This is a genomic window from Ruegeria conchae, from assembly GCF_000192475.1.
Classification (GTDB): Bacteria; Pseudomonadota; Alphaproteobacteria; order Rhodobacterales; family Rhodobacteraceae; genus Ruegeria; species Ruegeria conchae.
In genome coordinates this window covers 101,002-120,102 of record NZ_AEYW01000006.1, presented here as the reverse complement: position 1 = coordinate 120,102, position 19,101 = coordinate 101,002, and the positions used below count along the sequence as shown (strand labels likewise).

Here is a 19,101-nt window from a genome sequence, read left to right as displayed (position 1 = left end):
CAGCCGTAGCGGAGTTTGAACCCAGTCCTACAGCGTTTCAGTTACTGTGTCAGGAGCTTCCAGTGTTGGGAAATGTCCAGCTCCATCAATTACATGCAGCACCGCATCCGGAATGAGATCTGCCACGAAAGCGTGTTTCCGCACCGTGTCTTCGGCATCATGAGCACCGCACATGATCACGGTCGGCCTCTTGATCCGTCGCAACGTGCCTTGCTGATCCGGACGCCGCTGCAATATTCGCATCTGTCGCACAACACATCCGGTCCTAACGCCCCGGCCATCTGCAATACATCATCGAGAATCGGAATTCGTTTCGGTCCTGGGGCCAGCATGTCTGAACCGATCACGCTGCGCATGACGTCGTCCAACCGTCCCGCCTGCGCCCCTATGATCAATTCTTCGCGGTCTGCAGCGATCTGAGGCGTGTCCGCCTGCACCTCTGCCGTGATCAAACATAATCGTGTCACCCTCTCAGGCGCGCGTCGCACAATTTCAAGCGCGATGCTTCCACCCAGACCAAACCCACACAATGCGAACCGATGCGGTAGTTGATCCAGCAGACCCGACGCGATCTCCTCTATCCGCTTACCACCGGTGATTGGTGCAACCGTGACCGCACGATCATGCGACATCGCTGTGATCTGCGCCTGAAACAACCGCGCGTCACACATCAATCCGGGCAGCAAAACCAACGGCTCGATCACCCTGGCGCCCTCCGCTCGTTGTTTATTGTTTTGTTACAGGATGAGAGGATTGCCAGGGGCGGGCAAGTAAAACTTCAGGGATAACTGATCGCCCTGAATGGCGGAAAATCCGCGTAGCGCGCCTGCCTTTGTGCCAGCGTTTCTTCCGGATCGGCCCCCGCCCGCAACAAGCAGCCGCGCGGCGCAATATAACTGTCGATCCGCCTAACAGGCTTGGGCCGCCATACCAGATTGAACGCGCAGAGTTTCGGAAAAAACCAGATTTCAGAGTAATCCAGATGGTCATGCAACCACCACGCAAGATCCCGCCAATCGCGCCCTTGTTCATACCGGTCGGCAAACCATGGTATAACGACCGAAGCACCCGCGACACGCGCGTCGCCTTCGCCCCAGTCCCAGATGTGGCACTCTAATGGGTTGTCATTGCGGGCGCAGTTCAATCTGTTCTCGTTCCCGAACCGGTTCAAGGACCGAGAACGATAGCCCGAGCGTACAGCGACCCGCCCAAAGGTCTCTTCCAGTGGATCCATCAGTGTTTCACAAAACGCACGCCCCGTTTCGATCGCAAGATCGGGGTTGTCAGGTACGTTCTGTATCTCGTGAAAGTTTCCAATTTCGGAATAAAGGAAATCCCGCATGAAGAAATGCCGGGAAAGGCGCACACGACCCAGGTTCTCGAGGCTCCACATGCTGCCCGGCCGACGCACGATCAGTACCCGTTCCAGCGAAAGGAACCGTCCGCTGCTAAGGTCGAGAACGGGTTGAACGCAATTTCCCAGATCGTCTTGTCCGGAGCGCGAAAATACCCGTGATGTCCGCCCCAGAAGACGTCTGATGCTGGCTTGAGCACCTCCGCTCCGGCACGTTCCGCCTGATCAATCAGCGCTGCCACGTCATCTTTCGCTCGGCAGTTATGGCTTAACGTCATTGACCCGCCTCCCAGAGTTGCGACGTCCACTCCCATTTCGTCAGCCAAAGCGGCAAGTGGATAGAGGCCCAGCGTTTGCCCGATCAGATCAAACGCAATCACCCCATCCGGACTTTCAACACGTCGCCAGCCCAGTTTCTCATAAAAAACAGCGGCTGTTTCTAAGTCTTCGACGCCGATCGTGATCAGACTTACACGCTGTTCCATCACTCAATCCCCTGCTCCGATAGCCACTCCAACATACCTGAGACCGTTGCATCCGTCTGACCGGGCGACATCAACCGCCCCGCCACAACGTGCGAAGCTGGATCATCCCCGGGGCCCATGGTCACCAATGCAACCGAGGCCGGGCCTCCCCATGCCTTTGCCACTTCATGCGTTCTGTCCGGCCGCACGACTTGATCGTCATCCGAGAACCAGAATAGCGCGGGGATCGGTGCACCTGAAAAGTCCAACCCATAGACTGCATCTACGATGACAGACATCGGCACAACCGCCTCCCATGGGTAGATTGTTGTCCAATACCTATTCTTTTCAGTATCAGAACTGGATACATCCCGCTCGGCCCCCATCAAAAGAGGCAACCAATCTCGCGCCCAAGGCAAAGTTGGCACCCAGGCCGCAGCCATGTTCACACCGAAGTTCGGAGAGACAAAAATCATCGCGGCCACATTCGCACTCAGTTCGGTATCCAGCGCAGCTGCTGCCGCCAGAGTTCCGCCAGTAGATGTCGAGATTACAACTACCTGCTCTCCGACTGCCCGGGCTGCTGCCAACCCCTCGGCCGCATCCCGCATCCAGCCCGATGCTGTCCCTTCAGCCATCGCGTCACCATCACGCCCATGCCCTTGAAGCCGGGTATAAACAAGGTTGGCGCCCAGCGCCTCTGCGACTCGATCGGGCACCGGCCTGATCTCTTCTGACGAGGCCGAGAACCCATGGATATAAAGCACGGCGTACGGTGTTCGCTGCTCATAAAACTCATCCTGCCAGATCACACGCTTTTCGACCCCCGGCTCGATGTCGTCATAGGCAGTTTCGATGCTTTCAAAATAGACCTGAACGCCTTCACCAAATTTGCGTGGATCGAAACGGGGATGCAGGTCTACAGGCTCACGGGGGCCAAATACGAAGACCAACCCACCAATCAGGGCCAATCCCAGCAGCAGACGCCCCAAAATCCAGCCAAAGCGCTGCATCAGGTGCCTCCTATTACGTCGCGAACGGCCTGCTCGATCAAACCAAGGCACGGTCCATCCGAGAATCGGTGATCCGCGTCTTTGACTAGCAGAAGCTGCATGTCTTGACCCGACGCGTGGTTAAGCAAGCCTACTGCTGTTTCAGTGGATACCGCCGTATCTGCCGTTCCCTGCAGGAAACGCACCGGGAAGGGCAATTTAAGCGGCGTACGCAAAACCAGACGCTGCCGCCCATCTTCAATCATCCGCTTGGTAATGACGTAGGGCTCCATATAGTCCGAAGGCAGCTCCACATGCCCAACGGTCTCCAGATCAGATTTCTGCTGATCTGAAAACGAAGCCCAATACCCGTCTTCGGTAAAATCCGGCGCTGCGGCGATCGTCACCATACCCGCCATCCGCTCAGGCATAACCCGCGCAAGCAACAATGCCTGCCATCCGCCCATGGATGATCCCACAATAATCAACGGGCCCGCGGTCAACCGTGAGACTGCAGCCAACGTATCCTCGTGCCAGTCCCCAATGCACCCGTCGGTAAACTCACCGGAACTTTCACCATGCCCCGAATAATCGAAGCGTAAGAAAGACTGCCCTCGCGCCCTGGCCCAGGCCTCAAGATGCACAGCCTTGGTGCCTTCCATGTCCGATTTCAATCCGCCCAGAAAAACGATGGTTGGCCCCGTTCCTTCAGACTTGTGATAAGCCAGCCGTCGCCCCTGCGCTGTCTCAAGAAATTTCGTCTCTGCCATGAAATCCTCTTTTCTTTTCCCGCATCATGCACGTCATCACGCGCTTCGCAATTCCCCGACCCCTTTTTCATCCGGCCAAAAATATCCCGGGGTGCGCGAGGGGCAGCGCCTCTCGTTTCCACCCTTGACACGCGCATCCCCACCTGCCACATGAGCCGAACACACATAACCCGCAACCGGGCGTTCAGTGGGCGCCAAACCGACGAGGAGAGCCGATATGGCCCTGGACTCACAGTCAGTCTCCCTTACTTTTCCCGATGGCAATTCCCGTACCTTTGACGCAGGCGTCACGCCAGCTCAGGTCGCTTCCGACATTTCAACATCGCTGGCGAAAAAAGCGATCTCGGCGACGGTCGATGGTAAACATTGGGACCTGCAGTGGCCCATCGAAACCGATGCACAGATCGCCATCCATACCATGAAAGACGAAGCGCAGGCCAATGAGCTGATCCGTCACGATCTGGCGCACATCATGGCACGCGCCGTGCAGGAAATCTGGCCGGACACTAAGGTCACCATTGGCCCCGTGATCGAGAACGGCTGGTATTATGACTTCGACCGAGCCGAGCCGTTCACTCCAGAAGACCTCGGCAAGATCGAAAAGAAGATGAAGGAAATCATCAACAAGCGCGACGCCGTGACCACCGAGGTCTGGGATCGTCAGCGTGCGATCGATTTCTATGCGGCCAATAACGAGCCCTACAAAGTCGAGCTGATCGAGGCCATCCCGGGCGATGAGCCATTGCGCATGTACTGGCATGGCGACTGGCAGGACCTATGCCGCGGTCCGCATCTGCAGCATACCGGACAGGTGCCGGGCGATGCGTTCAAACTGATGTCCATTGCCGGTGCCTACTGGCGCGGCGACAGCGACCGCGCCATGCTTCAACGCATCTATGGCGTGGCCTTCACCGGCAAGGAAAAGCTGAAGGCGTATCTGCATATGCTGGAAGAAGCCGCCAAGCGCGATCACCGCAAGCTGGGCCGCGAGATGGACCTGTTCCACATGCAGGAAGAGGCTCCGGGGCAGATTTTCTGGCACCCCAATGGTTGGACCGTTTACACCCAACTTCAGGACTATATGCGCCGTCAGCAGCGCAAGGGCGGTTATGTCGAGGTCAACACGCCTCAGGTTGTCGACCGCAAGCTGTGGGAAGCCTCGGGTCACTGGGACAAATATCAGGAAAACATGTTCATCGTCGAAGTCGACGAGGAACATGCGCGGGAAAAGGCTATTAACGCCTTGAAACCGATGAACTGCCCCTGTCACGTGCAGATATTCAACCAAGGCCTGAAATCCTATCGCGATTTGCCTTTGCGTATGGCCGAATTCGGATCGTGCAATCGGTACGAACCCTCGGGTGCTCTGCACGGTATCATGCGCGTACGCGGCTTTACCCAGGACGACGGGCACATCTTCTGCACCGAAGACCAGATCGAATCTGAAACCGCCGAGTTCATTCGGTTCCTGTCCGAGATCTACAAAGACCTCGGGTTCGAAAACTTCTCGGTCAAGTTCTCGGATCGCCCCGAAAAGCGGTCTGGCTCCGACGAGGTATGGGACAAGGCTGAGGCCGCCCTGCTCAGTGCGATCCGTGCCGCAGGGATCGAACCGGAACTCAACCCGGGTGAAGGGGCGTTCTATGGCCCGAAACTGGAGTTCGTTCTGACCGATGCGATTGGTCGGGACTGGCAGTGCGGCACCCATCAGGTGGACTTTGTTCTGCCAGAACGTCTAGACGCCACATATATCGGCGCCGATGGCGGCAAACACCGTCCGGTCATGCTGCACCGCGCGACACTGGGTTCGTTCGAGCGGTTTATCGGCATCTTGATTGAAGAACACGCAGGCAAGCTGCCCTTCTGGCTTGCGCCGCGGCAGGTCGTAGTCGCCTCGATCACGTCCGAGGCTGATGCGTATGTGGCCGAAGTGGTCGAAGCCTTGCGCGCCGCTGGTGTTCGGGCCGAAGCTGATATTCGTAACGAGAAAATTAACTACAAGGTCCGCGAGCATTCGGTTGGCAAAGTCCCGATCATTCTGGCCGTCGGTCACCGCGAAGTTGATGAGCGCACGGTCAGTGTCCGCCGTCTCGGTGAAAAACAGACGCAAGTTCAGCCGCTTGAATCTGTAACAAAAGAGTTGGGTCAGGCCGCAACGCCGCCAGATCTGCTGTAACATTCGGTGCCAAATTGCCGAAAATCCGGCCCTGATTTTAGGGCCGGATTGAAACAAATACCATTTTTCATTTCAAAAACAGTTTGTTAACCTTCAAGGGGCCATGACGGTCTTTGACGGGGTTGTGAGACACGGGCTCGTGAATTCAACTCTGAGCATCAAGCTACTACCTTTGTCATTGTCACAAGCAGACACTTAAAGTCAGCAAAAGGAAAATCCGAGATGTCGAACACCGCAAAAACACTGGTTATCGCAAGCGCAGTGGCCGCCGCCGTTTCCGGCGCTGCAACAACGGCGACCGCTCAGGCCAAAGAGAAATGCTATGGCGTTTCGCTGGCCGGTCAAAACGACTGCGCGGCTGGCCCCGGTACGACCTGCGCGGGCACGTCAACTGTAGATTATCAGGGTAATGCATGGACTCTGGTTGACGCAGGCACCTGCGCGGACATTGAGCTGCCAAAAACAGCAGATGGTGCGGACCGCAAAGGCTCGCTCGAGCCGCTGGAACGCGATCTGCCTGCATAAGACTGCCCGAATTAACCGGAAAGGGCGGGCACCATCGCCCGCCCTTTCTGTGATGATCAAGGGATTTGCACATGTTAGACAATGCTCTCAGATCAAATCGATTGCCCGCCGCCCCAGGCGTCGGATATAAACCGCAGCATTTCTCGCAAATCCTTGAGCATGCTAAGCCAGTAGAATGGCTTGAGATTCATGCAGAAAACTATATGGGCGATGGCGGGCGTCCTTTAGCACAACTGCGCCATCTATCCGAACAATTTCCCATATCCGTTCACGGCGTTGGCCTCTCCATTGGTGGTGAAACACCGCTGGACCCAGATCACCTCGCACGCCTGAAACACTTGGTTGGTTGGCTGAACCCAGCAAGCTTCTCGGAACACTTGGCATGGTCAACTCATGACAGTCACTTCCTGAATGATCTGCTGCCCCTGCCCTATACCGATGCCACTCTGACCCGCGTGTGCGATCATATTGATCAGGTGCAAGGGGTCGTTGGACGGCAAATGCTGTTGGAAAATCCTTCCAGCTATTTGGCTTTCGAAGAAAGCACCTGGTCCGAGCCTGATTTCCTACGCGAGATAACGCGCCGCACCGGATGTGGTTTGCTGTTGGATGTGAACAACGTCTTTGTTTCTGCCACTAATCTGGATTTCTCACCTCAGGGCTATATCGACGCCTACCCGCTCGATAAGGTGGGTGAGATTCATTTGGGCGGTCATGACGAAGACGAAGACGATCACGGCCATCCCTTGCTAATCGATAGCCACGGGCGCGAGGTGGTTGATCCGGTCTGGGCATTGCTGGACTACGTTCTGGACAAATCGGGACCCAAGCCGGTGCTGATCGAATGGGATACCGACGTACCGGACTGGCCAATCCTGAGGGCCGAAGCCGAACGTGCCAAATCTGCTTTGGACAAGATTCCCGCATGAACGTATCGCAAACCACCTTCCATGACGCTTTGCTGGACGCCAACAAATCGATTCCGGGTGGTTTGGTGGATGCACAAGCAAACGCGGCGGGCCGTCGTTTCAGCGTGTATCGCAACAATGTCGCCGTTTCATTGACAGAGGCAATGCATCAGGCGTTTCCAGTCATTGCTAAGTTGCTGGGATCACAGAACATGGATGGGCTTGCCGGGATTTTCCTGCGCCAGCACCCGCCTACCTCACCACTTATGATGTTTTACGGTGACGAATTCCCTGCCTTTTTGGAAGGTATGGAGCAATTGTCGCATCTGGGATACCTGCCAGATGTAGCGCGGCTGGAGCTGGCGTTGCGGCGGGCCTATCACGCCGCCGATTGCCAGCCTATCGACCCCGAGGCATTGAGCGTCCCACCAGAAGATTTGATGCGCGCCAAGCTGACCCTCGCACCTGCGGCAACTGCTTTAAGATCTGAATGGCCTGTTCACGCGATCTGGTTGTTTAACACTGAAGACGGCGCCCCGAAACCTGAAGCGGGCGCTCAGGATGTACTGATTACACGTCCCGAATACGATCCTGCCCCGCAGCTGCTGCCACAAGGCGGCGCGGCATGGATCGCACGCGTTCAAAACGGGCAAAACATCGGTGAAGCATTCGAAGCCACCATGGCGGAAACGCCCGAGTTTGACCTTGGAACCACTCTGGCACTGCTTTTGCAGGGCGGTGCAATAACTTCTGTGACTATCGAAAGGCTGGACACATGACTGCCCTGATCTCTACCTACAATGACACGATGGACAAAGTGGCGAACACGTCCGGCTGGCTGACGCCTACCCTCGCTCGGGTTGTTTTTATCGCTGTCCTGTTCGTTTATTATTGGAACTCGGCAACACTGAAGATTGACGGCTCAATATTTTCGCCATCCGCCGGGGCATTTGGGCAAATCTTCCCCAAGGCGGCCGAAGCCGTCCTGTATGACGTCAGCCAAATGACTTTCTTCCAGCGAATTGTCATCTTCTTTGGAACCGTGGCTGAGTTTGTATTGCCCGTACTGCTGCTGGTCGGCCTGCTGACCCGTCTCGCCGCCCTTGGCATGATTGGATTTGTCTGGGTGCAGACCCTGACCGATGTTACTGGACATGGCGTCAAACTAGGTGGCTTGTTCGACAACGCGATCACGCTGATGGATCAGCGCGTGATGTGGACATTCCTATTGCTGGTGATCGTAATCAACGGCGCAGGCCCGCTATCACTGGATCGGCTGCTGCGCCTGAAGTGACTTAAAAATGCGCCTTGGGCTCGTCCGGTTTTCCAGCCGCGAGCCCAAGCATTCCTGCTGCTCCGGCAAAGGCAATTGGGAACATTGTGAAGACGCCAAAGCCAAAGGCGTAATACATCCCCGCCGCAGAAATTAGCAGTAATATGCCCGCGACCAGAGCACGTGAATGAGCCATCGCTCCACCCACTATCGCCAATAGTGGTGCCACAATCGAAGCGGTCTGGGTCAGTTCCGGGTTATCGACCTGCTCGGCAATCCCTTCGATCTCACCAAATTGGTCGATCAGTTCCACAAAGCCATAGCCGAAAAATCCGACGACCATTCCGATCAGCCCGGCAATCACACCTAGTATCATGGCAGCGTTTCGCATTCACAGGTCTCCGCTTGTTGTCCATGTCACATAGGCAATTGATTAGGCAACACCAAGGGCCTGACGCGTTTCAGGCGTCCAGCCCAAATACATCCGGCCATCTGCCTCAATCAATGGTCGCTTCATCAAGGTAGGATGATCAACCAACAGCTCAAGCACCGGCCGATTTCGTGTATACTCATCCAATCCGCGCCAGGTTGTTGACCGCGTATTGAGCAAGGCTTTGCCGAAAGCCTCATACGCCTCCGACAGGATATTTTCGGGAACACCTTGCCCCCGCACGTCGACAAACTCCGCATTCGGAAGCGATTTCAATGCCTTGCGACATGTGTCGCAATTCTTCAATCCATAGAGGCGCATAGTTTGATTGATCCTGTCTTCACTGCAAAATCGGGCAATTCCATTGGCATGGCCCAGTTATTCTTGATTTTTTACTTCACCGTGCAATGTTGAAAAAGGCGAAACACGCGACCCGGGCTGTATCGTTTGGGCGAACAGTGATGTGTTGCGGTATTGCCATCCACTACCCCCACCAATTTGTGGGACAACGTGTAAGTAGAAGGAGACACGGGAAATGCCAACTGGCACCGTGAAATGGTTTAATACAACCAAAGGCTATGGTTTTATTGCGCCCGATGAGGGTGGCAAAGATGTGTTTGTACATATCTCGGCCGTAGAACGATCCGGCCTGACCGGACTCGCTGACAATCAGAAGGTCTCGTACGAGCTGGAAGACGGACGTGATGGCCGACAGATGGCGTCTGATTTGAAGCCGCTGTAAGGCAAGGCCCGCCCCGGCGGGAAAGACAAATAAGGTTGGCGGCCAATTTCCGGCCGTTAACCGTTAGCTACCCCTAAAAAACGCGCCCACCTCGGGACGCGCTATTTCTTTTTTCCTGACTATTCAGCTTTCGCGGATAACGCCTTCGAACTCGCGCCACTCACGCGCTGTCATGCCTGAATTTTCCTGAGTAACGGTCTCACCGCTTAGCATGCGGCGCAGGCAGGTCACCATCTGAGCCGAGAGATTGACAGCACCCAAACGATAATCCTCGAACGCGCGATAGGCAAACGGCACCCAGTCAGCGACGATCTTACACATGGTATCAGCATAAACGCGGATTTCGTACTGCGCATGAGGGTCAGCGCGTAGACGCAAAAAGTGGAACAGGTTGTGCAGATCCACCTTCCAATACCATTGCGTATAGATATTGGCTGGCAGGTTCATCCGCGCCAGTTCTCGTGCCAACCCTTGCTGGCCATCCTGACCAATCATAGCTTCGTAGTTGTCATAGCATCGCGCGCTGTCGGCCTTCAAAATCTCCAACACCCGTGCGGCCTCTTCGCCCTGCAACGTGTCGCCACGGCCCTGATTGTTCACCTCAGACTGTGCGGCCACATGTTCGGGCGCGGGGATGTAGAATTCCCGATCCAGAATCGAGTAACGGGCCGAGTATTCGTTCACATTAGCAGTCCGATGGCGAATCCACTGGCGGGCGACAAAAACCGGCAATTTGACGTGCAGTTTGATCTCGCACATTTCAAAAGGGGTCGAATGCCAATGCCGCATCAGATAACGGATCAGGCCTTCGTCATTCTGCACCGATTTGGTGCCTTTGCCGTAGGATACCCGCGCGGCCTGACAGATCGCGGCGTCATCGCCCATATAGTCGATGACCCGAACAAATCCGTGATCCAGAACCTGATGCGCCGTGTACAGGTGATCTTCCATACCTTCGGCAACGACGCGGCGGGTCGGGCTCGATTGTGCGCGTTGCGCTTCAATCTCGGCCAGTTGGTCGGAAGACAGAGGCATGAAATCATCCTTTCCAGCAATGAGTCGCCCACCACTATATATCGGCTTATCAACCACCGGAACCGCGATATGTGCGGCGTAGCGCGCAATTTGCGAATTGTGTCATTCCTTCCCTCTCGACACCGCATCGCGGCGCGCTAAGGTGCTGGGCATCACAATCAATGTAAGGAAAGTCGCGATGGGGCTGACATACCTCCACACTATGGTCCGCGTGAAGGATCTTGAGAAATCCATGGCATTTTATGAGCTTCTTGGCCTGAAAGAGACCCGCCGCTACGACAGTGAAGCAGGTCGATTCACACTGGTTTTCCTCGCCCCTCCTGGTCAGGAAGACGCCCCGATCGAACTGACCTATAACTGGGATGGCGACGATAAACTGCCCAGCGACAGCCGCCATTTTGGTCACCTCGCCTATGGTGTCGACAATATTTATGAGACCTGCCATCACCTTCAGGACAACGGGATCGTAATCAACCGCCCACCCCGCGACGGGCGAATGGCGTTTGTGCGCTCGCCCGACAACATCTCTGTCGAATTACTGCAAAACGGAGAGGCACTGGAACCGGCGGAACCGTGGGCAAGCATGGAAAGCACCGGTCATTGGTGATCCGCCGGATAACATCTCTGGGGTTGCTCGTTTTAGGCGGCCCCGTTTGGGCCGAGCAATGTCGCCTTGCACTTGCCCTTGCTATGGACATCTCAACTTCGGTCGATGCTGTCGAAGATGCATTACAGCGCAAAGGGTTGGCCGCCGCCCTGATCGCACCAGAAGTGCAAGAGGCATTTTTTAGGTCTCCGCAGCCGGTTGCACTGGCGGTCTACGAATGGTCCGGCAGTTTCAACCAGAAACTTCTTTTGGATTGGCTCTTGATCGAGACGCCTGCAGACCTGCTTGCTGCCGCACACAGCATCGGCGATTCCGAGAGGTCTGCCAATGATTATCCAACAGCGATGGGACATGCTTTGGCATACGGTGCAACGCTCATGCAACGCGCGCCCCGCTGCCTGTTCCAAACCATCGACATTTCAGGTGACGGGAAAAACAACGATGGCTACGGGCCTCAAATCGCCTACAAGCATTTTCCGTTCCAGAACACGACCGTGAATGGTCTGGTCATCAACGCTGGCGACTTTGAGGGCGAAATCGACCTGATCCCGTTTTTTCAGTCCAACGTCCTGCACGGCCCCGGAGCTTTCCTTGAAATCGCAAATGGATTTGAAGACTTTGAAAACGCAATGCGGCGCAAGCTGGAACGAGAATTGAAGGGCATTGAACTTACCGAGCTGCACCCCTGATGAATGTTTCACATCTGCAGGCATGAGGTGCCGCTTCATTGGACAGTCCAATGAAATCTGGCCTCTGACCGCTTAGACAGCTAGTAAATATAGCGGATTTGATCTGTCCAGTACCGCTCGACCCGTCGCAATGAACCCGATATCTCTTCAATCCCATCCGCACCAATCACGCCACGATTTTGCAGCCCTTCTGCATGACGGGCAAATAGATCAGATACTATATCGCGAATCTCTCGCCCGCGTTGGGTCAATCGCACCCTGACAGAACGCCGGTCAATTTCGCATCTTTGATGGTGCATATACCCCATCTCGACCAGCTTCTTGAGGTTGTAGCTGACATTGCTGCCTTGATAGTAGCCTCGGCTCGTCAACTCGCCGGCAGTCACTTCATGATCGCCTATGTTAAACAATAATAAGGCCTGCACGGCGTTAATTTCCAACACACCGACACGTTCAAATTCATCTTTGATGACATCAAGAAGCAAGCGGTGCAGACGCTCAACCAGCGCCAGTGCCTCAAGATAACCCGTCATGAACCCTTTGGTCCCTGGCGCGGCGACCTGTAACTCCATACTCATCCGATCCTCCGATTCATCGCGCTGTTTCTGAAAACATGACGCGAATTTCCGAAAAATCGGTTAAGTTGAATTATCGCTTATTTCTGAAATGTTTGCGCAATGTCTGCGATCAAATCTGACAGCTCTGTCGGAGGGCTGGCCTGACCGGTGACCCACTGATACAAATCTTGGTCATTTTCGTGCAGCAACGCATCATAGGTATTCAGCCCGTCGTCATCCATCAAAGTCAGGTTGCGATCAGCGTAGGCTGTCAGGATCAAATCCATCTCTTTGATACCACGTCGCATCGAGCGCATTTTCATGCGCTTGATCCGAGTTTCTCGGGATTCGGTCATTGACTGCGTTCCAGCTTCAGGCGCAGCGACTTTTCCACCCTGGCCAAACGCTCTGAACTGGCACGCATCTCACCCCTGATTGTACGCAGTTCTGCCACCAGATCACGCAGCTCCGAGTCGACATCGCCGTTCAGGCTGGTCTCATCCATGCCGTCGCCTTCGCCGGTCAAAAGCCACATGATCGAGACATTCAACAGCCCGGCCATCATCGACAGCTTGTTGGCACGGGGTTCGGACAGATCATCTTCCCAAGAAATTATCGTCGCCTTTTTAACCCCTAGACGACGGGCCAATTGTGTCTGTGTCATACCCGCAACCTCGCGCGCGCCCGCGACGCGATCTCCAAAGGTTGCAGTGTCCGGTCCGAACCAGTCCGTTTCGTCGTTCATTGGGGTCTCCAATAGGTGAGGTTCAATTGGCTTGATCGATATTTCGGCGCACCCTATGACAGTCAGGCTGAACATACAAACTGAGGCCACCCATGAGTTTCCTGTCTGCGACATTGTCACGCGTAAAACCCTCGCCCACCATCGCCATGACAGCCAAAGCGGCCGAGTTGAAAGCTGCCGGACGCGATGTCATTGGGCTGAGTGCTGGTGAGCCGGATTTTGACACACCGCAGAACATCAAGGACGCCGCTGTTGCTGCTATCGCCGCAGGCAAGACGAAATACACTGCGCCAGATGGTATCCCTGAGCTGAAACAGGCGGTCTGCGCCAAGATGAAGCGTGACCACGGGTTGGATTATACGCCCGCTCAGGTCTCGGTCGGGACCGGGGGCAAGCAGACGCTTTACAACGCCCTTATGGCCACGCTCAATGAGGGGGATGAGGTCGTCATCCCCGCACCCTATTGGGTCAGCTATCCGGATATGGTCTTGCTGGCAGGCGGGACACCGGTGATTACTGAAACCTCGCTTCAGACCAACTTTAAACTGACGGCCGATCAGTTAGAAGCAGCGATTACGCCCAAGACCAAATGGTTCATCTTCAATTCTCCGTCCAATCCAACCGGTGCGGGCTACAGCCGAGCAGAGCTGAAAGAGCTGACTGACGTGCTGATGCGGCACCCGCATGTCTGGGTGATGACCGACGATATGTATGAGCATCTGGCCTATGACGGATTCGAATTCTGCACACCTGCACAAGTGGAACCGGGGCTTTACGACCGGACGCTAACCTGCAACGGCGTCTCCAAAGCCTATGCCATGACCGGCTGGCGCATCGGATATGCTGCGGGCCCGGTCGAGTTGATCGCGGCAATGCGTAAAGTGCAGTCGCAGTCCACGTCGAATCCCTGCTCGGTCAGCCAATGGGCTGCGGTCGAAGCGTTGAATGGGACTCAGGCGTTTCTTGCGCCAAATAACGAGATATTCAAACGCCGTCGCAATCTGGTGGTCGATATGCTTAGCCAGATCGATGGCATTTCATGCCCAACACCTGAAGGCGCATTCTATGTCTACCCGTCCATCGCTGGCCTGATCGGAAAGACCACCCCGGCAGGGACGGTGATTGACTCGGACGAAGCATTTGCCACTGCCCTGCTGGAAGAAGCCGACGTTGCGGTGGTGTTTGGCGCGGCCTTTGGTCTATCTCCCAATTTCCGAGTCAGCTACGCGACATCTGATGAAGCTCTGACCGAGGCTTGCACCCGTATCCAACGCTTCTGCGCGTCCCTGACCTGAGGTTTCCATGTCCACAATCCTGCCCGAATATTACTTCCGCGTACGCGAGAATGGCGCAGCAGTGTTCAAGATCGATACGGAAAACCGCCAACGTCGGATCGAAATGGATCAGATCGCAGTGGTCAACATCCGCAATGGTGAGGTCAAACCACAGGGTCGACGTAGTCTGTCCGACGCGGACAAAGCCGAAATCACGCGCTGGATGGAAGAGCGGAAAGCCCTGCTATCCCTCCGCGACTTGGATGATATTCATCGCGCCGTCGACCATCTGAATCTGACGACGCAATGGGCGCAGTCCAAGGCCACGGATGAGCAGTTGGAGGACGTCACGGATCGGCTATTGATGGCTATGCATGATCTGCGCTCGGTGCTTGTCCGCAAAAAATCAGATCGGATCAGCAAAGGTTGATCCCTTAGGCCGGAACTTCGCCAACCTCGCGCACAGACCGCAGCCAGAATCGCGACATCAAAAGGACAGCGGCACAGGCAAGGCCCAGCACCAGGCCAAGCCACACTCCGATCCCTTCCATGCCCTGAACGAAGCCGAAGTAATACGATGCAGGTATCCCGATCGCCCAATAGCTGAGCGCGGCCATCACCATCGGCACTTTGGCATCCTGCAATCCGCGCAAAAGACCCAGTGCGATCACCTGTGCGCCATCGACCAGTTGGAACAAAGCAGCCATTGCCAGCAGCCCGGTGCCAATCAACAGAATTTCTGGCCGTTTCGGATCATCAAATTCCATAAACAAGGAAATGAGAGGCTCTGCACAGGTCAAGAACAGAATAATGGTCAAGACTGAAACCACCAGCGACATTCCGGTCACTGTAATGGCGCCTTTTTCAAGATGTGCACGATCTCGACGACCCAATGCATTTCCCGCGCGGATTGTTGCTACATTTGACAGTCCCAGATGCACCATGAATGTCGCAGACGCGAGATTCAGAGCAATACCATGCGCCGCCAGTGGCACCGGACCCAGCCAGCCCATCATCACCGCTGAAATAGCGAACAAAGACACCTCTGCCAGTGTCGTCAGGCCTATCGGAACGCCCAGGCGTAGAACGCTCATGAACATTTCCCAATCCGGACGCCAAAAACGTTGGAACAGACTGTGTTCCGGCAACGCCTTCACCGCATAGATCACCACCGCCACCAGTGACACGATCTGCGTCACGACCGAAGCGATGGCCGCGCCCATCACTCCCAACTCAGGCGCACCCAAATTGCCGAAAATCAACGCATAGTTCGTCAATCCATTCACAACAGCGGCAACAACCGTGATCCAGAGCACAATCTGCGTTCGTTCAAGTGCGGCCAAATAGGACTTGAGGGTCATAACCAACAATGCGGGGAACAGTCCCCACCCTGCCACACGCAGGTAAATCGCTGCAGTTTCAGCGACTTGTGGTTCTTGCTTCAATGCAATCAGTATAGGTTGTGACCACCACAGAAGGGGCATCATCACCGTCGCATAGATCAAAGACAGCCACAGACCCATGCGAGTCGACCGGCGTATGCTGGTCTCATTCTCTTCAGCCGCAGCAGTCGCCACCATCGGCATAACGGCCAAGCCAAACCCTGCGCCAAACAGAAAAAGAACAAAGAAATAGCTGCTGGCCAGTGTCACTGCGGCCAGTGCCTCGACCCCGTACCATCCCAGCATGATGGTGTCGGTCAGACCGATCGCATATTGTGCCAAATGCCCACCAATCAATGGCAGGCCCAGCACTGTAATTGCCCGCAAATGGCCGGGATATGTCATCACCTTGTTCATCCCGCCAGCCTTAGGCTTGCCCGCAGCGCAAGACAAGAGCAGAACAGGTTTATTTCAATGTGAGACTTACTTGACTTGTACCAAGTGGGCCATCACCCTGTCTGGTGATGACCCGACCCGTTAGCCAATTTTCACATCCGGATGCAGTGCCGTTCCAAGAATATGGTCCGAGCGATGAATCACATGATGCGCCTGCCCCACGATCAGAGGGTCAGGTTCAACAACAATCTCGTGATCCTTGTCAGGATAATCCAACGTCGACAAAAAGTGACGCATGCAATTCAGACGCGCGCGTTTTTTGTCATTGGATTTTACAATGGTCCAGGGCGCGTCGGCCGTGTCGGTGTAGAAGAACATCGCCTCTTTCGCCTCAGTATAGTCATCCCATTTACTCAGGCTGGCTTTGTCAATCGGCGACAATTTCCATTGTTTCAATGGGTCGGTTTCACGGCTCCGAAAGCGCCGTTGCTGTTCTTCCTGCGTGACCGAGAACCAGTATTTGTAAAGCTGAATGCCCGAGCGTACCAACATCCGCTCTAACTCAGGAGTCTGGCGCATGAATTCCAAGTACTCGTTGGGAGAGCAGAACCCCATAACCCGTTCGACACCCGCGCGATTGTACCAAGACCGGTCATAAAACACCATCTCACCCAAGGTCGGCAACTGTTGCACGTACCGCTGGTAATACCACTGCCCTTTCTCTTCATCCGTCGGCTTGTTCAACGCAACGACACGGGCCTGGCGTGGGTTCAGATGCTCCATAAACCGCTTGATTGTCCCGCCCTTGCCAGCGGCATCTCGGCCCTCGAACAACAACACAAATCGCTGTCCGGTTTCCTGTGCCCACAACTGAACCTTTAGCAACTCGGCCTGTAACTCAGCCTTCTGCGCTTCATAATCCTTGCGCGCCATCTTTCGGCCATAGGGATAGTTACCGCTTTCAAAAGCTTGCCGAATTTTTTCGAGCGTCGGCGCAGAGGCCTCCGCACTCGGGGCAGTTGCCGAATTAATATGAGGTGATTTCTGACTGATCTGGGGCGTTGCATCCATACATTCTCTCCTCGGTTTCCTGTCGAAGAGAAATCTAGCAGTTCGGCACAATCAGCGCTTTGATTGGTGTCAAACAGACTTGTGTTTTAACTGAGCCTCCGGGCAGGCGCGCCGATCTGCCCTTCATCTGGCCAAAAACATCTCGGGGAGCGCGAGGGGCTCGGCCCCTCGCTCCTGTCCTCACCGATGGCCCCAATCATCCGGATTTTCCGAGTTGTTCGGCGACAGTCCCAGAACGTCCCCATCCGTCGAGCACCCTAACCCAAGTACGGTTCGGTTCGCATAGGAAAAGTACGAGCATACCTGATTGATCTCAAGAATCTCTCCATCATCCCAACCAGCGGAGCGCAAACGCTCAACATCGGCTTCAGTCAAATCCGCCGGAGCTTCGGTCAGTAGACGTGCATAATACATCGCAGCAACCTGCGCCGCGTCCAAAGGCGCCTGCCCCGGCTCGCCTGCCTCAATCGCCGCCCAGATCGCGTTCCCTCGTGCTTCATCCTGCAACAACCGCTGCAGACCCGCGAAATGATGCTCGACACAATACCCGCATCGGTTCAGAGAGCTGACCCACACGCCCAGCACCTCAAGAAACCACTTCGGGATAACGTTGCCAGAATGATGCAGTACAGCCTTATACATCGCCATATGGCCTTCCATCGAGTGCGGGCGCAGGCTGTGCGCCATCATGATGTTGTCCACATTGTTGTCCGGGCCGGTGACCCGGTCATAGAGTTTGCGCAGCCTGCCCGTCGCCTCGACATAGGGTATGGTCTTGATCCAGCTCATTTGGGTTCCTGTTGTCGTAACTGATTAATGTCCACAGACTAGGAGTGCTTTGAGCAGGTGGCGAGACGAATTCGACATGTATCCGTTAGATATCGTTTGCGCAGAATGAAATACTACTTGCTTCCTGACGTTTTCAGCGTGCCTGACTTAGGGCGACGAAAAGTTGCGTTAAACGCAACGGTTACACGGCTGTCCTCGCTTTGATTTGGGTGGACCCAATGGGTCAGATAGGATGGAAACAGGATCATTTCACCCGGAGATGGGCGCAGCTTCTTTTTATTCCGAAATGCACTCGCCTCAAGTATCCGCCAATGAGGCAACTCATTCCGAGGGTCGAGAAATTCAATCATTCCAGACGAACCTTCTTCGACCTCGGGTTGAGAGACATAGTATACACCTGACCAATGCGCTCCGGGGTGCGTATGTGGTGCATTGTAACCGCCGGAGGGATTGGCGTTCATCCAGCCGAACAGTTTCAGACGAAGTTCGTCCGGTTTAACCTTGTCCGAGACCTTTCGTGTCATCTGGAAAACCGCATCTTTTGCTGCGTCGCGCAAAGTCTGAATGGCCGGCGCATCGCGTTCAAATAGATTCCCTCGTGAGTGCCAACCCCCGCGATTGGACTTTGAGACGCCTTCATCTTCCTCACGCATCTTTTCTGCCTCAAACAACAACGCCGCATTTAATGCTGCGCTGTTGGGCACTTGGAATCGCATCATTGGAGTGGAGAAAAGCTTCTCGAATTTCTTGGCTTCGGGCATGTCCTTGGCGTTACCTTCAACTAAACTGTTGGTCAAAATATTCAGATCACCCCGAGCGCACCTGCAAGAGTCTTCCTTGCCAGATCTCCTAGGGCTTTCCAAACCCACACCTTAATACTTTACGTGCGTTACCCCCTATCGTTGAGGAAATAGATCTTTGG

The 19,101-nt window shown here is 55.0% G+C and carries 26 protein-coding genes; 10 read left to right on the top strand and 16 right to left on the bottom strand.

Annotated features, from left to right (window positions below):
* Window positions 1-27: 27 nt before the first annotated feature.
* The 6 genes from G7G_RS24955 to G7G_RS0105050 form a co-directional block, all read right to left on the bottom strand.
* Entirely contained in the window at window positions 28-126 is a 99-nt protein-coding gene (locus G7G_RS24955; protein WP_420794972.1) for an alpha/beta fold hydrolase, read from the bottom strand.
* Between the two features lie 50 nt (window positions 127-176).
* The gene (locus G7G_RS22760; protein ID WP_310793651.1) at window positions 177-704 is read right to left on the bottom strand and encodes an alpha/beta fold hydrolase; all 528 of its coding nucleotides are present in this window, start codon (window positions 702-704) and stop codon (window positions 177-179) included.
* Between the two features lie 74 nt (window positions 705-778).
* Complete coding sequence (locus G7G_RS0105065) at window positions 779-1,393, bottom strand: hypothetical protein (RefSeq protein ID WP_010439143.1); 615 nt, start codon at window positions 1,391-1,393, stop codon at window positions 779-781.
* 20 nt (window positions 1,394-1,413) lie between these two features.
* A complete protein-coding gene (locus tag G7G_RS0105060; protein WP_010439141.1) occupies window positions 1,414-1,839 on the bottom strand; it encodes a VOC family protein in 426 nt (141 codons plus the stop codon).
* Window positions 1,839-2,831: an alpha/beta hydrolase gene (locus G7G_RS0105055; protein ID WP_010439138.1), complete on the bottom strand. Its 993-nt coding sequence runs from the start codon at window positions 2,829-2,831 to the stop codon at window positions 1,839-1,841. Before G7G_RS0105055 ends, G7G_RS0105060 begins: the two co-directional genes overlap by 1 nt.
* Complete coding sequence (locus G7G_RS0105050) at window positions 2,831-3,580, bottom strand: alpha/beta fold hydrolase (RefSeq protein WP_010439134.1); 750 nt, start codon at window positions 3,578-3,580, stop codon at window positions 2,831-2,833. The genes G7G_RS0105055 and G7G_RS0105050 overlap by 1 nt, the downstream gene beginning before the upstream one ends.
* 217 nt (window positions 3,581-3,797) lie before the next feature.
* On the opposite strand from G7G_RS0105050, the gene thrS reads away from it, so the two are divergent.
* From thrS to G7G_RS0105025, 5 genes are all read left to right on the top strand, one after another.
* On the top strand, window positions 3,798-5,756 hold the full coding sequence (gene thrS / locus G7G_RS0105045; protein WP_010439131.1) for a threonine--tRNA ligase: 1,959 nt from the start codon (window positions 3,798-3,800) through the stop codon (window positions 5,754-5,756).
* Between the two features lie 222 nt (window positions 5,757-5,978).
* Window positions 5,979-6,281: a BufA1 family periplasmic bufferin-type metallophore gene (locus G7G_RS0105040; protein WP_010439128.1), complete on the top strand. Its 303-nt coding sequence runs from the start codon at window positions 5,979-5,981 to the stop codon at window positions 6,279-6,281.
* A gap of 71 nt (window positions 6,282-6,352) precedes the next feature.
* Window positions 6,353-7,210 carry an MNIO family bufferin maturase gene (bufB, locus tag G7G_RS0105035; protein WP_010439125.1) on the top strand — a complete coding sequence of 286 codons (858 nt, stop codon included), beginning with the start codon at window positions 6,353-6,355 and terminating at the stop codon, window positions 7,208-7,210.
* The gene (locus G7G_RS0105030; RefSeq protein ID WP_010439123.1) at window positions 7,207-7,968 is read left to right on the top strand and encodes an HvfC/BufC N-terminal domain-containing protein; all 762 of its coding nucleotides are present in this window, start codon (window positions 7,207-7,209) and stop codon (window positions 7,966-7,968) included. Before bufB ends, G7G_RS0105030 begins: the two co-directional genes overlap by 4 nt.
* On the top strand, window positions 7,965-8,483 hold the full coding sequence (locus G7G_RS0105025; protein ID WP_010439120.1) for a DoxX family membrane protein: 519 nt from the start codon (window positions 7,965-7,967) through the stop codon (window positions 8,481-8,483). Before G7G_RS0105030 ends, G7G_RS0105025 begins: the two co-directional genes overlap by 4 nt.
* 1 nt (window position 8,484) lies before the next feature.
* On the opposite strand, the gene G7G_RS0105020 is transcribed toward G7G_RS0105025, so the two are convergent.
* Both G7G_RS0105020 and G7G_RS0105015 read right to left on the bottom strand, forming a co-directional pair.
* On the bottom strand, window positions 8,485-8,853 hold the full coding sequence (locus G7G_RS0105020; RefSeq protein WP_010439117.1) for a hypothetical protein: 369 nt from the start codon (window positions 8,851-8,853) through the stop codon (window positions 8,485-8,487).
* Window positions 8,854-8,895: 42 nt separating this feature from the next.
* Window positions 8,896-9,213 carry an ArsC/Spx/MgsR family protein gene (locus G7G_RS0105015; RefSeq protein WP_010439114.1) on the bottom strand — a complete coding sequence of 106 codons (318 nt, stop codon included), beginning with the start codon at window positions 9,211-9,213 and terminating at the stop codon, window positions 8,896-8,898.
* Between the two features lie 214 nt (window positions 9,214-9,427).
* On the opposite strand from G7G_RS0105015, the gene G7G_RS0105010 reads away from it, so the two are divergent.
* Complete coding sequence (locus G7G_RS0105010) at window positions 9,428-9,634, top strand: cold-shock protein (protein WP_010439113.1); 207 nt, start codon at window positions 9,428-9,430, stop codon at window positions 9,632-9,634.
* A 123-nt stretch (window positions 9,635-9,757) separates the two neighbouring features.
* Here the strand turns inward: G7G_RS0105010 and thyX are convergent, their stop codons facing one another.
* A complete protein-coding gene (gene thyX / locus G7G_RS0105005; protein WP_010439110.1) occupies window positions 9,758-10,669 on the bottom strand; it encodes an FAD-dependent thymidylate synthase in 912 nt (303 codons plus the stop codon).
* 178 nt (window positions 10,670-10,847) lie between these two features.
* Here thyX and G7G_RS0105000 point away from each other — a divergent pair, with 178 nt between their 5' ends.
* A complete protein-coding gene (locus G7G_RS0105000) occupies window positions 10,848-11,276 on the top strand; it encodes a VOC family protein (protein WP_010439108.1) in 429 nt (142 codons plus the stop codon).
* Window positions 11,270-11,965 (top strand): DUF1194 domain-containing protein, encoded by a 696-nt coding sequence (locus G7G_RS0104995; protein WP_010439106.1) that lies wholly within the window; start codon window positions 11,270-11,272, stop codon window positions 11,963-11,965. The genes G7G_RS0105000 and G7G_RS0104995 overlap by 7 nt, the downstream gene beginning before the upstream one ends.
* Window positions 11,966-12,045: 80 nt before the next feature.
* Here G7G_RS0104995 and G7G_RS0104990 read toward each other — a convergent pair whose 3' ends face one another.
* From G7G_RS0104990 to G7G_RS0104980, 3 genes are all read right to left on the bottom strand, one after another.
* On the bottom strand, window positions 12,046-12,543 hold the full coding sequence (locus G7G_RS0104990) for a MarR family winged helix-turn-helix transcriptional regulator (RefSeq protein WP_183085401.1): 498 nt from the start codon (window positions 12,541-12,543) through the stop codon (window positions 12,046-12,048).
* Window positions 12,544-12,620: 77 nt separating this feature from the next.
* Window positions 12,621-12,878, bottom strand: coding sequence for a succinate dehydrogenase assembly factor 2 (locus tag G7G_RS0104985; protein ID WP_010439104.1), 258 nt, complete (start codon window positions 12,876-12,878; stop codon window positions 12,621-12,623).
* Window positions 12,875-13,267 (bottom strand): helix-turn-helix domain-containing protein, encoded by a 393-nt coding sequence (locus G7G_RS0104980; RefSeq protein ID WP_010439102.1) that lies wholly within the window; start codon window positions 13,265-13,267, stop codon window positions 12,875-12,877. The genes G7G_RS0104985 and G7G_RS0104980 overlap by 4 nt, the downstream gene beginning before the upstream one ends.
* Before the next feature lie 92 nt (window positions 13,268-13,359).
* Between G7G_RS0104980 and G7G_RS0104975 the strand changes: the two genes are divergently transcribed.
* Together G7G_RS0104975 and G7G_RS0104970 are read left to right on the top strand one after the other, a co-directional pair.
* Window positions 13,360-14,562 (top strand): pyridoxal phosphate-dependent aminotransferase, encoded by a 1,203-nt coding sequence (locus G7G_RS0104975; RefSeq protein WP_010439100.1) that lies wholly within the window; start codon window positions 13,360-13,362, stop codon window positions 14,560-14,562.
* Between the two features lie 7 nt (window positions 14,563-14,569).
* On the top strand, window positions 14,570-14,971 hold the full coding sequence (locus G7G_RS0104970; RefSeq protein WP_010439098.1) for a hypothetical protein: 402 nt from the start codon (window positions 14,570-14,572) through the stop codon (window positions 14,969-14,971).
* A gap of 4 nt (window positions 14,972-14,975) precedes the next feature.
* Here the strand turns inward: G7G_RS0104970 and G7G_RS0104965 are convergent, their stop codons facing one another.
* The 4 genes from G7G_RS0104965 to G7G_RS0104950 all read right to left on the bottom strand — a co-directional run bounded on the left by G7G_RS0104965 (window position 14,976) and on the right by G7G_RS0104950 (window position 18,976).
* Window positions 14,976-16,340, bottom strand: coding sequence for an MATE family efflux transporter (locus G7G_RS0104965; RefSeq protein ID WP_010439094.1), 1,365 nt, complete (start codon window positions 16,338-16,340; stop codon window positions 14,976-14,978).
* A gap of 120 nt (window positions 16,341-16,460) precedes the next feature.
* The gene (ppk2, locus tag G7G_RS0104960) at window positions 16,461-17,390 is read right to left on the bottom strand and encodes a polyphosphate kinase 2 (protein ID WP_010439091.1); all 930 of its coding nucleotides are present in this window, start codon (window positions 17,388-17,390) and stop codon (window positions 16,461-16,463) included.
* A gap of 180 nt (window positions 17,391-17,570) precedes the next feature.
* Window positions 17,571-18,179: a carboxymuconolactone decarboxylase family protein gene (locus tag G7G_RS0104955; protein WP_010439088.1), complete on the bottom strand. Its 609-nt coding sequence runs from the start codon at window positions 18,177-18,179 to the stop codon at window positions 17,571-17,573.
* 113 nt (window positions 18,180-18,292) lie between these two features.
* A complete protein-coding gene (locus G7G_RS0104950; RefSeq protein ID WP_139056595.1) occupies window positions 18,293-18,976 on the bottom strand; it encodes a TIGR02466 family protein in 684 nt (227 codons plus the stop codon).
* Window positions 18,977-19,101 lie beyond the last annotated feature (125 nt).

What these genes read in the sequence shown, in the direction of transcription:
- G7G_RS0105030 (WP_010439123.1), top strand. Translation starts at nt 7,207, where the DNA reads ATGAACGTATCGCAAACCACCTTCCATGACGCTTTGCTGGACGCCAAC.
- G7G_RS0104970 (WP_010439098.1), top strand. Translation starts at nt 14,570, where the DNA reads ATGTCCACAATCCTGCCCGAATATTACTTCCGCGTACGCGAGAATGGC.
- G7G_RS0105055 (WP_010439138.1), bottom strand. Translation starts at nt 2,831, where the DNA reads ATGCAGCGCTTTGGCTGGATTTTGGGGCGTCTGCTGCTGGGATTGGCC.
- G7G_RS0104965 (WP_010439094.1), bottom strand. Translation starts at nt 16,340, where the DNA reads ATGAACAAGGTGATGACATATCCCGGCCATTTGCGGGCAATTACAGTG.
- G7G_RS0105040 (WP_010439128.1), top strand. Translation starts at nt 5,979, where the DNA reads ATGTCGAACACCGCAAAAACACTGGTTATCGCAAGCGCAGTGGCCGCC.
- G7G_RS0105025 (WP_010439120.1), top strand. Translation starts at nt 7,965, where the DNA reads ATGACTGCCCTGATCTCTACCTACAATGACACGATGGACAAAGTGGCG.
- ppk2 (WP_010439091.1), bottom strand. Translation starts at nt 17,390, where the DNA reads ATGGATGCAACGCCCCAGATCAGTCAGAAATCACCTCATATTAATTCG.
- G7G_RS0105050 (WP_010439134.1), bottom strand. Translation starts at nt 3,580, where the DNA reads ATGGCAGAGACGAAATTTCTTGAGACAGCGCAGGGGCGACGGCTGGCT.
- G7G_RS0105010 (WP_010439113.1), top strand. Translation starts at nt 9,428, where the DNA reads ATGCCAACTGGCACCGTGAAATGGTTTAATACAACCAAAGGCTATGGT.
- thrS (WP_010439131.1), top strand. Translation starts at nt 3,798, where the DNA reads ATGGCCCTGGACTCACAGTCAGTCTCCCTTACTTTTCCCGATGGCAAT.
- thyX (WP_010439110.1), bottom strand. Translation starts at nt 10,669, where the DNA reads ATGCCTCTGTCTTCCGACCAACTGGCCGAGATTGAAGCGCAACGCGCA.
- bufB (WP_010439125.1), top strand. Translation starts at nt 6,353, where the DNA reads ATGTTAGACAATGCTCTCAGATCAAATCGATTGCCCGCCGCCCCAGGC.
- G7G_RS0104975 (WP_010439100.1), top strand. Translation starts at nt 13,360, where the DNA reads ATGAGTTTCCTGTCTGCGACATTGTCACGCGTAAAACCCTCGCCCACC.
- G7G_RS0104985 (WP_010439104.1), bottom strand. Translation starts at nt 12,878, where the DNA reads ATGACCGAATCCCGAGAAACTCGGATCAAGCGCATGAAAATGCGCTCG.
- G7G_RS0105065 (WP_010439143.1), bottom strand. Translation starts at nt 1,393, where the DNA reads ATGTGGAGCCTCGAGAACCTGGGTCGTGTGCGCCTTTCCCGGCATTTC.
- G7G_RS0105060 (WP_010439141.1), bottom strand. Translation starts at nt 1,839, where the DNA reads ATGGAACAGCGTGTAAGTCTGATCACGATCGGCGTCGAAGACTTAGAA.
- G7G_RS0105015 (WP_010439114.1), bottom strand. Translation starts at nt 9,213, where the DNA reads ATGCGCCTCTATGGATTGAAGAATTGCGACACATGTCGCAAGGCATTG.
- G7G_RS0104980 (WP_010439102.1), bottom strand. Translation starts at nt 13,267, where the DNA reads ATGAACGACGAAACGGACTGGTTCGGACCGGACACTGCAACCTTTGGA.
- G7G_RS0105020 (WP_010439117.1), bottom strand. Translation starts at nt 8,853, where the DNA reads ATGCGAAACGCTGCCATGATACTAGGTGTGATTGCCGGGCTGATCGGA.
- G7G_RS0104990 (WP_183085401.1), bottom strand. Translation starts at nt 12,543, where the DNA reads ATGAGTATGGAGTTACAGGTCGCCGCGCCAGGGACCAAAGGGTTCATG.
- G7G_RS0105000 (WP_010439108.1), top strand. Translation starts at nt 10,848, where the DNA reads ATGGGGCTGACATACCTCCACACTATGGTCCGCGTGAAGGATCTTGAG.
- G7G_RS0104955 (WP_010439088.1), bottom strand. Translation starts at nt 18,179, where the DNA reads ATGAGCTGGATCAAGACCATACCCTATGTCGAGGCGACGGGCAGGCTG.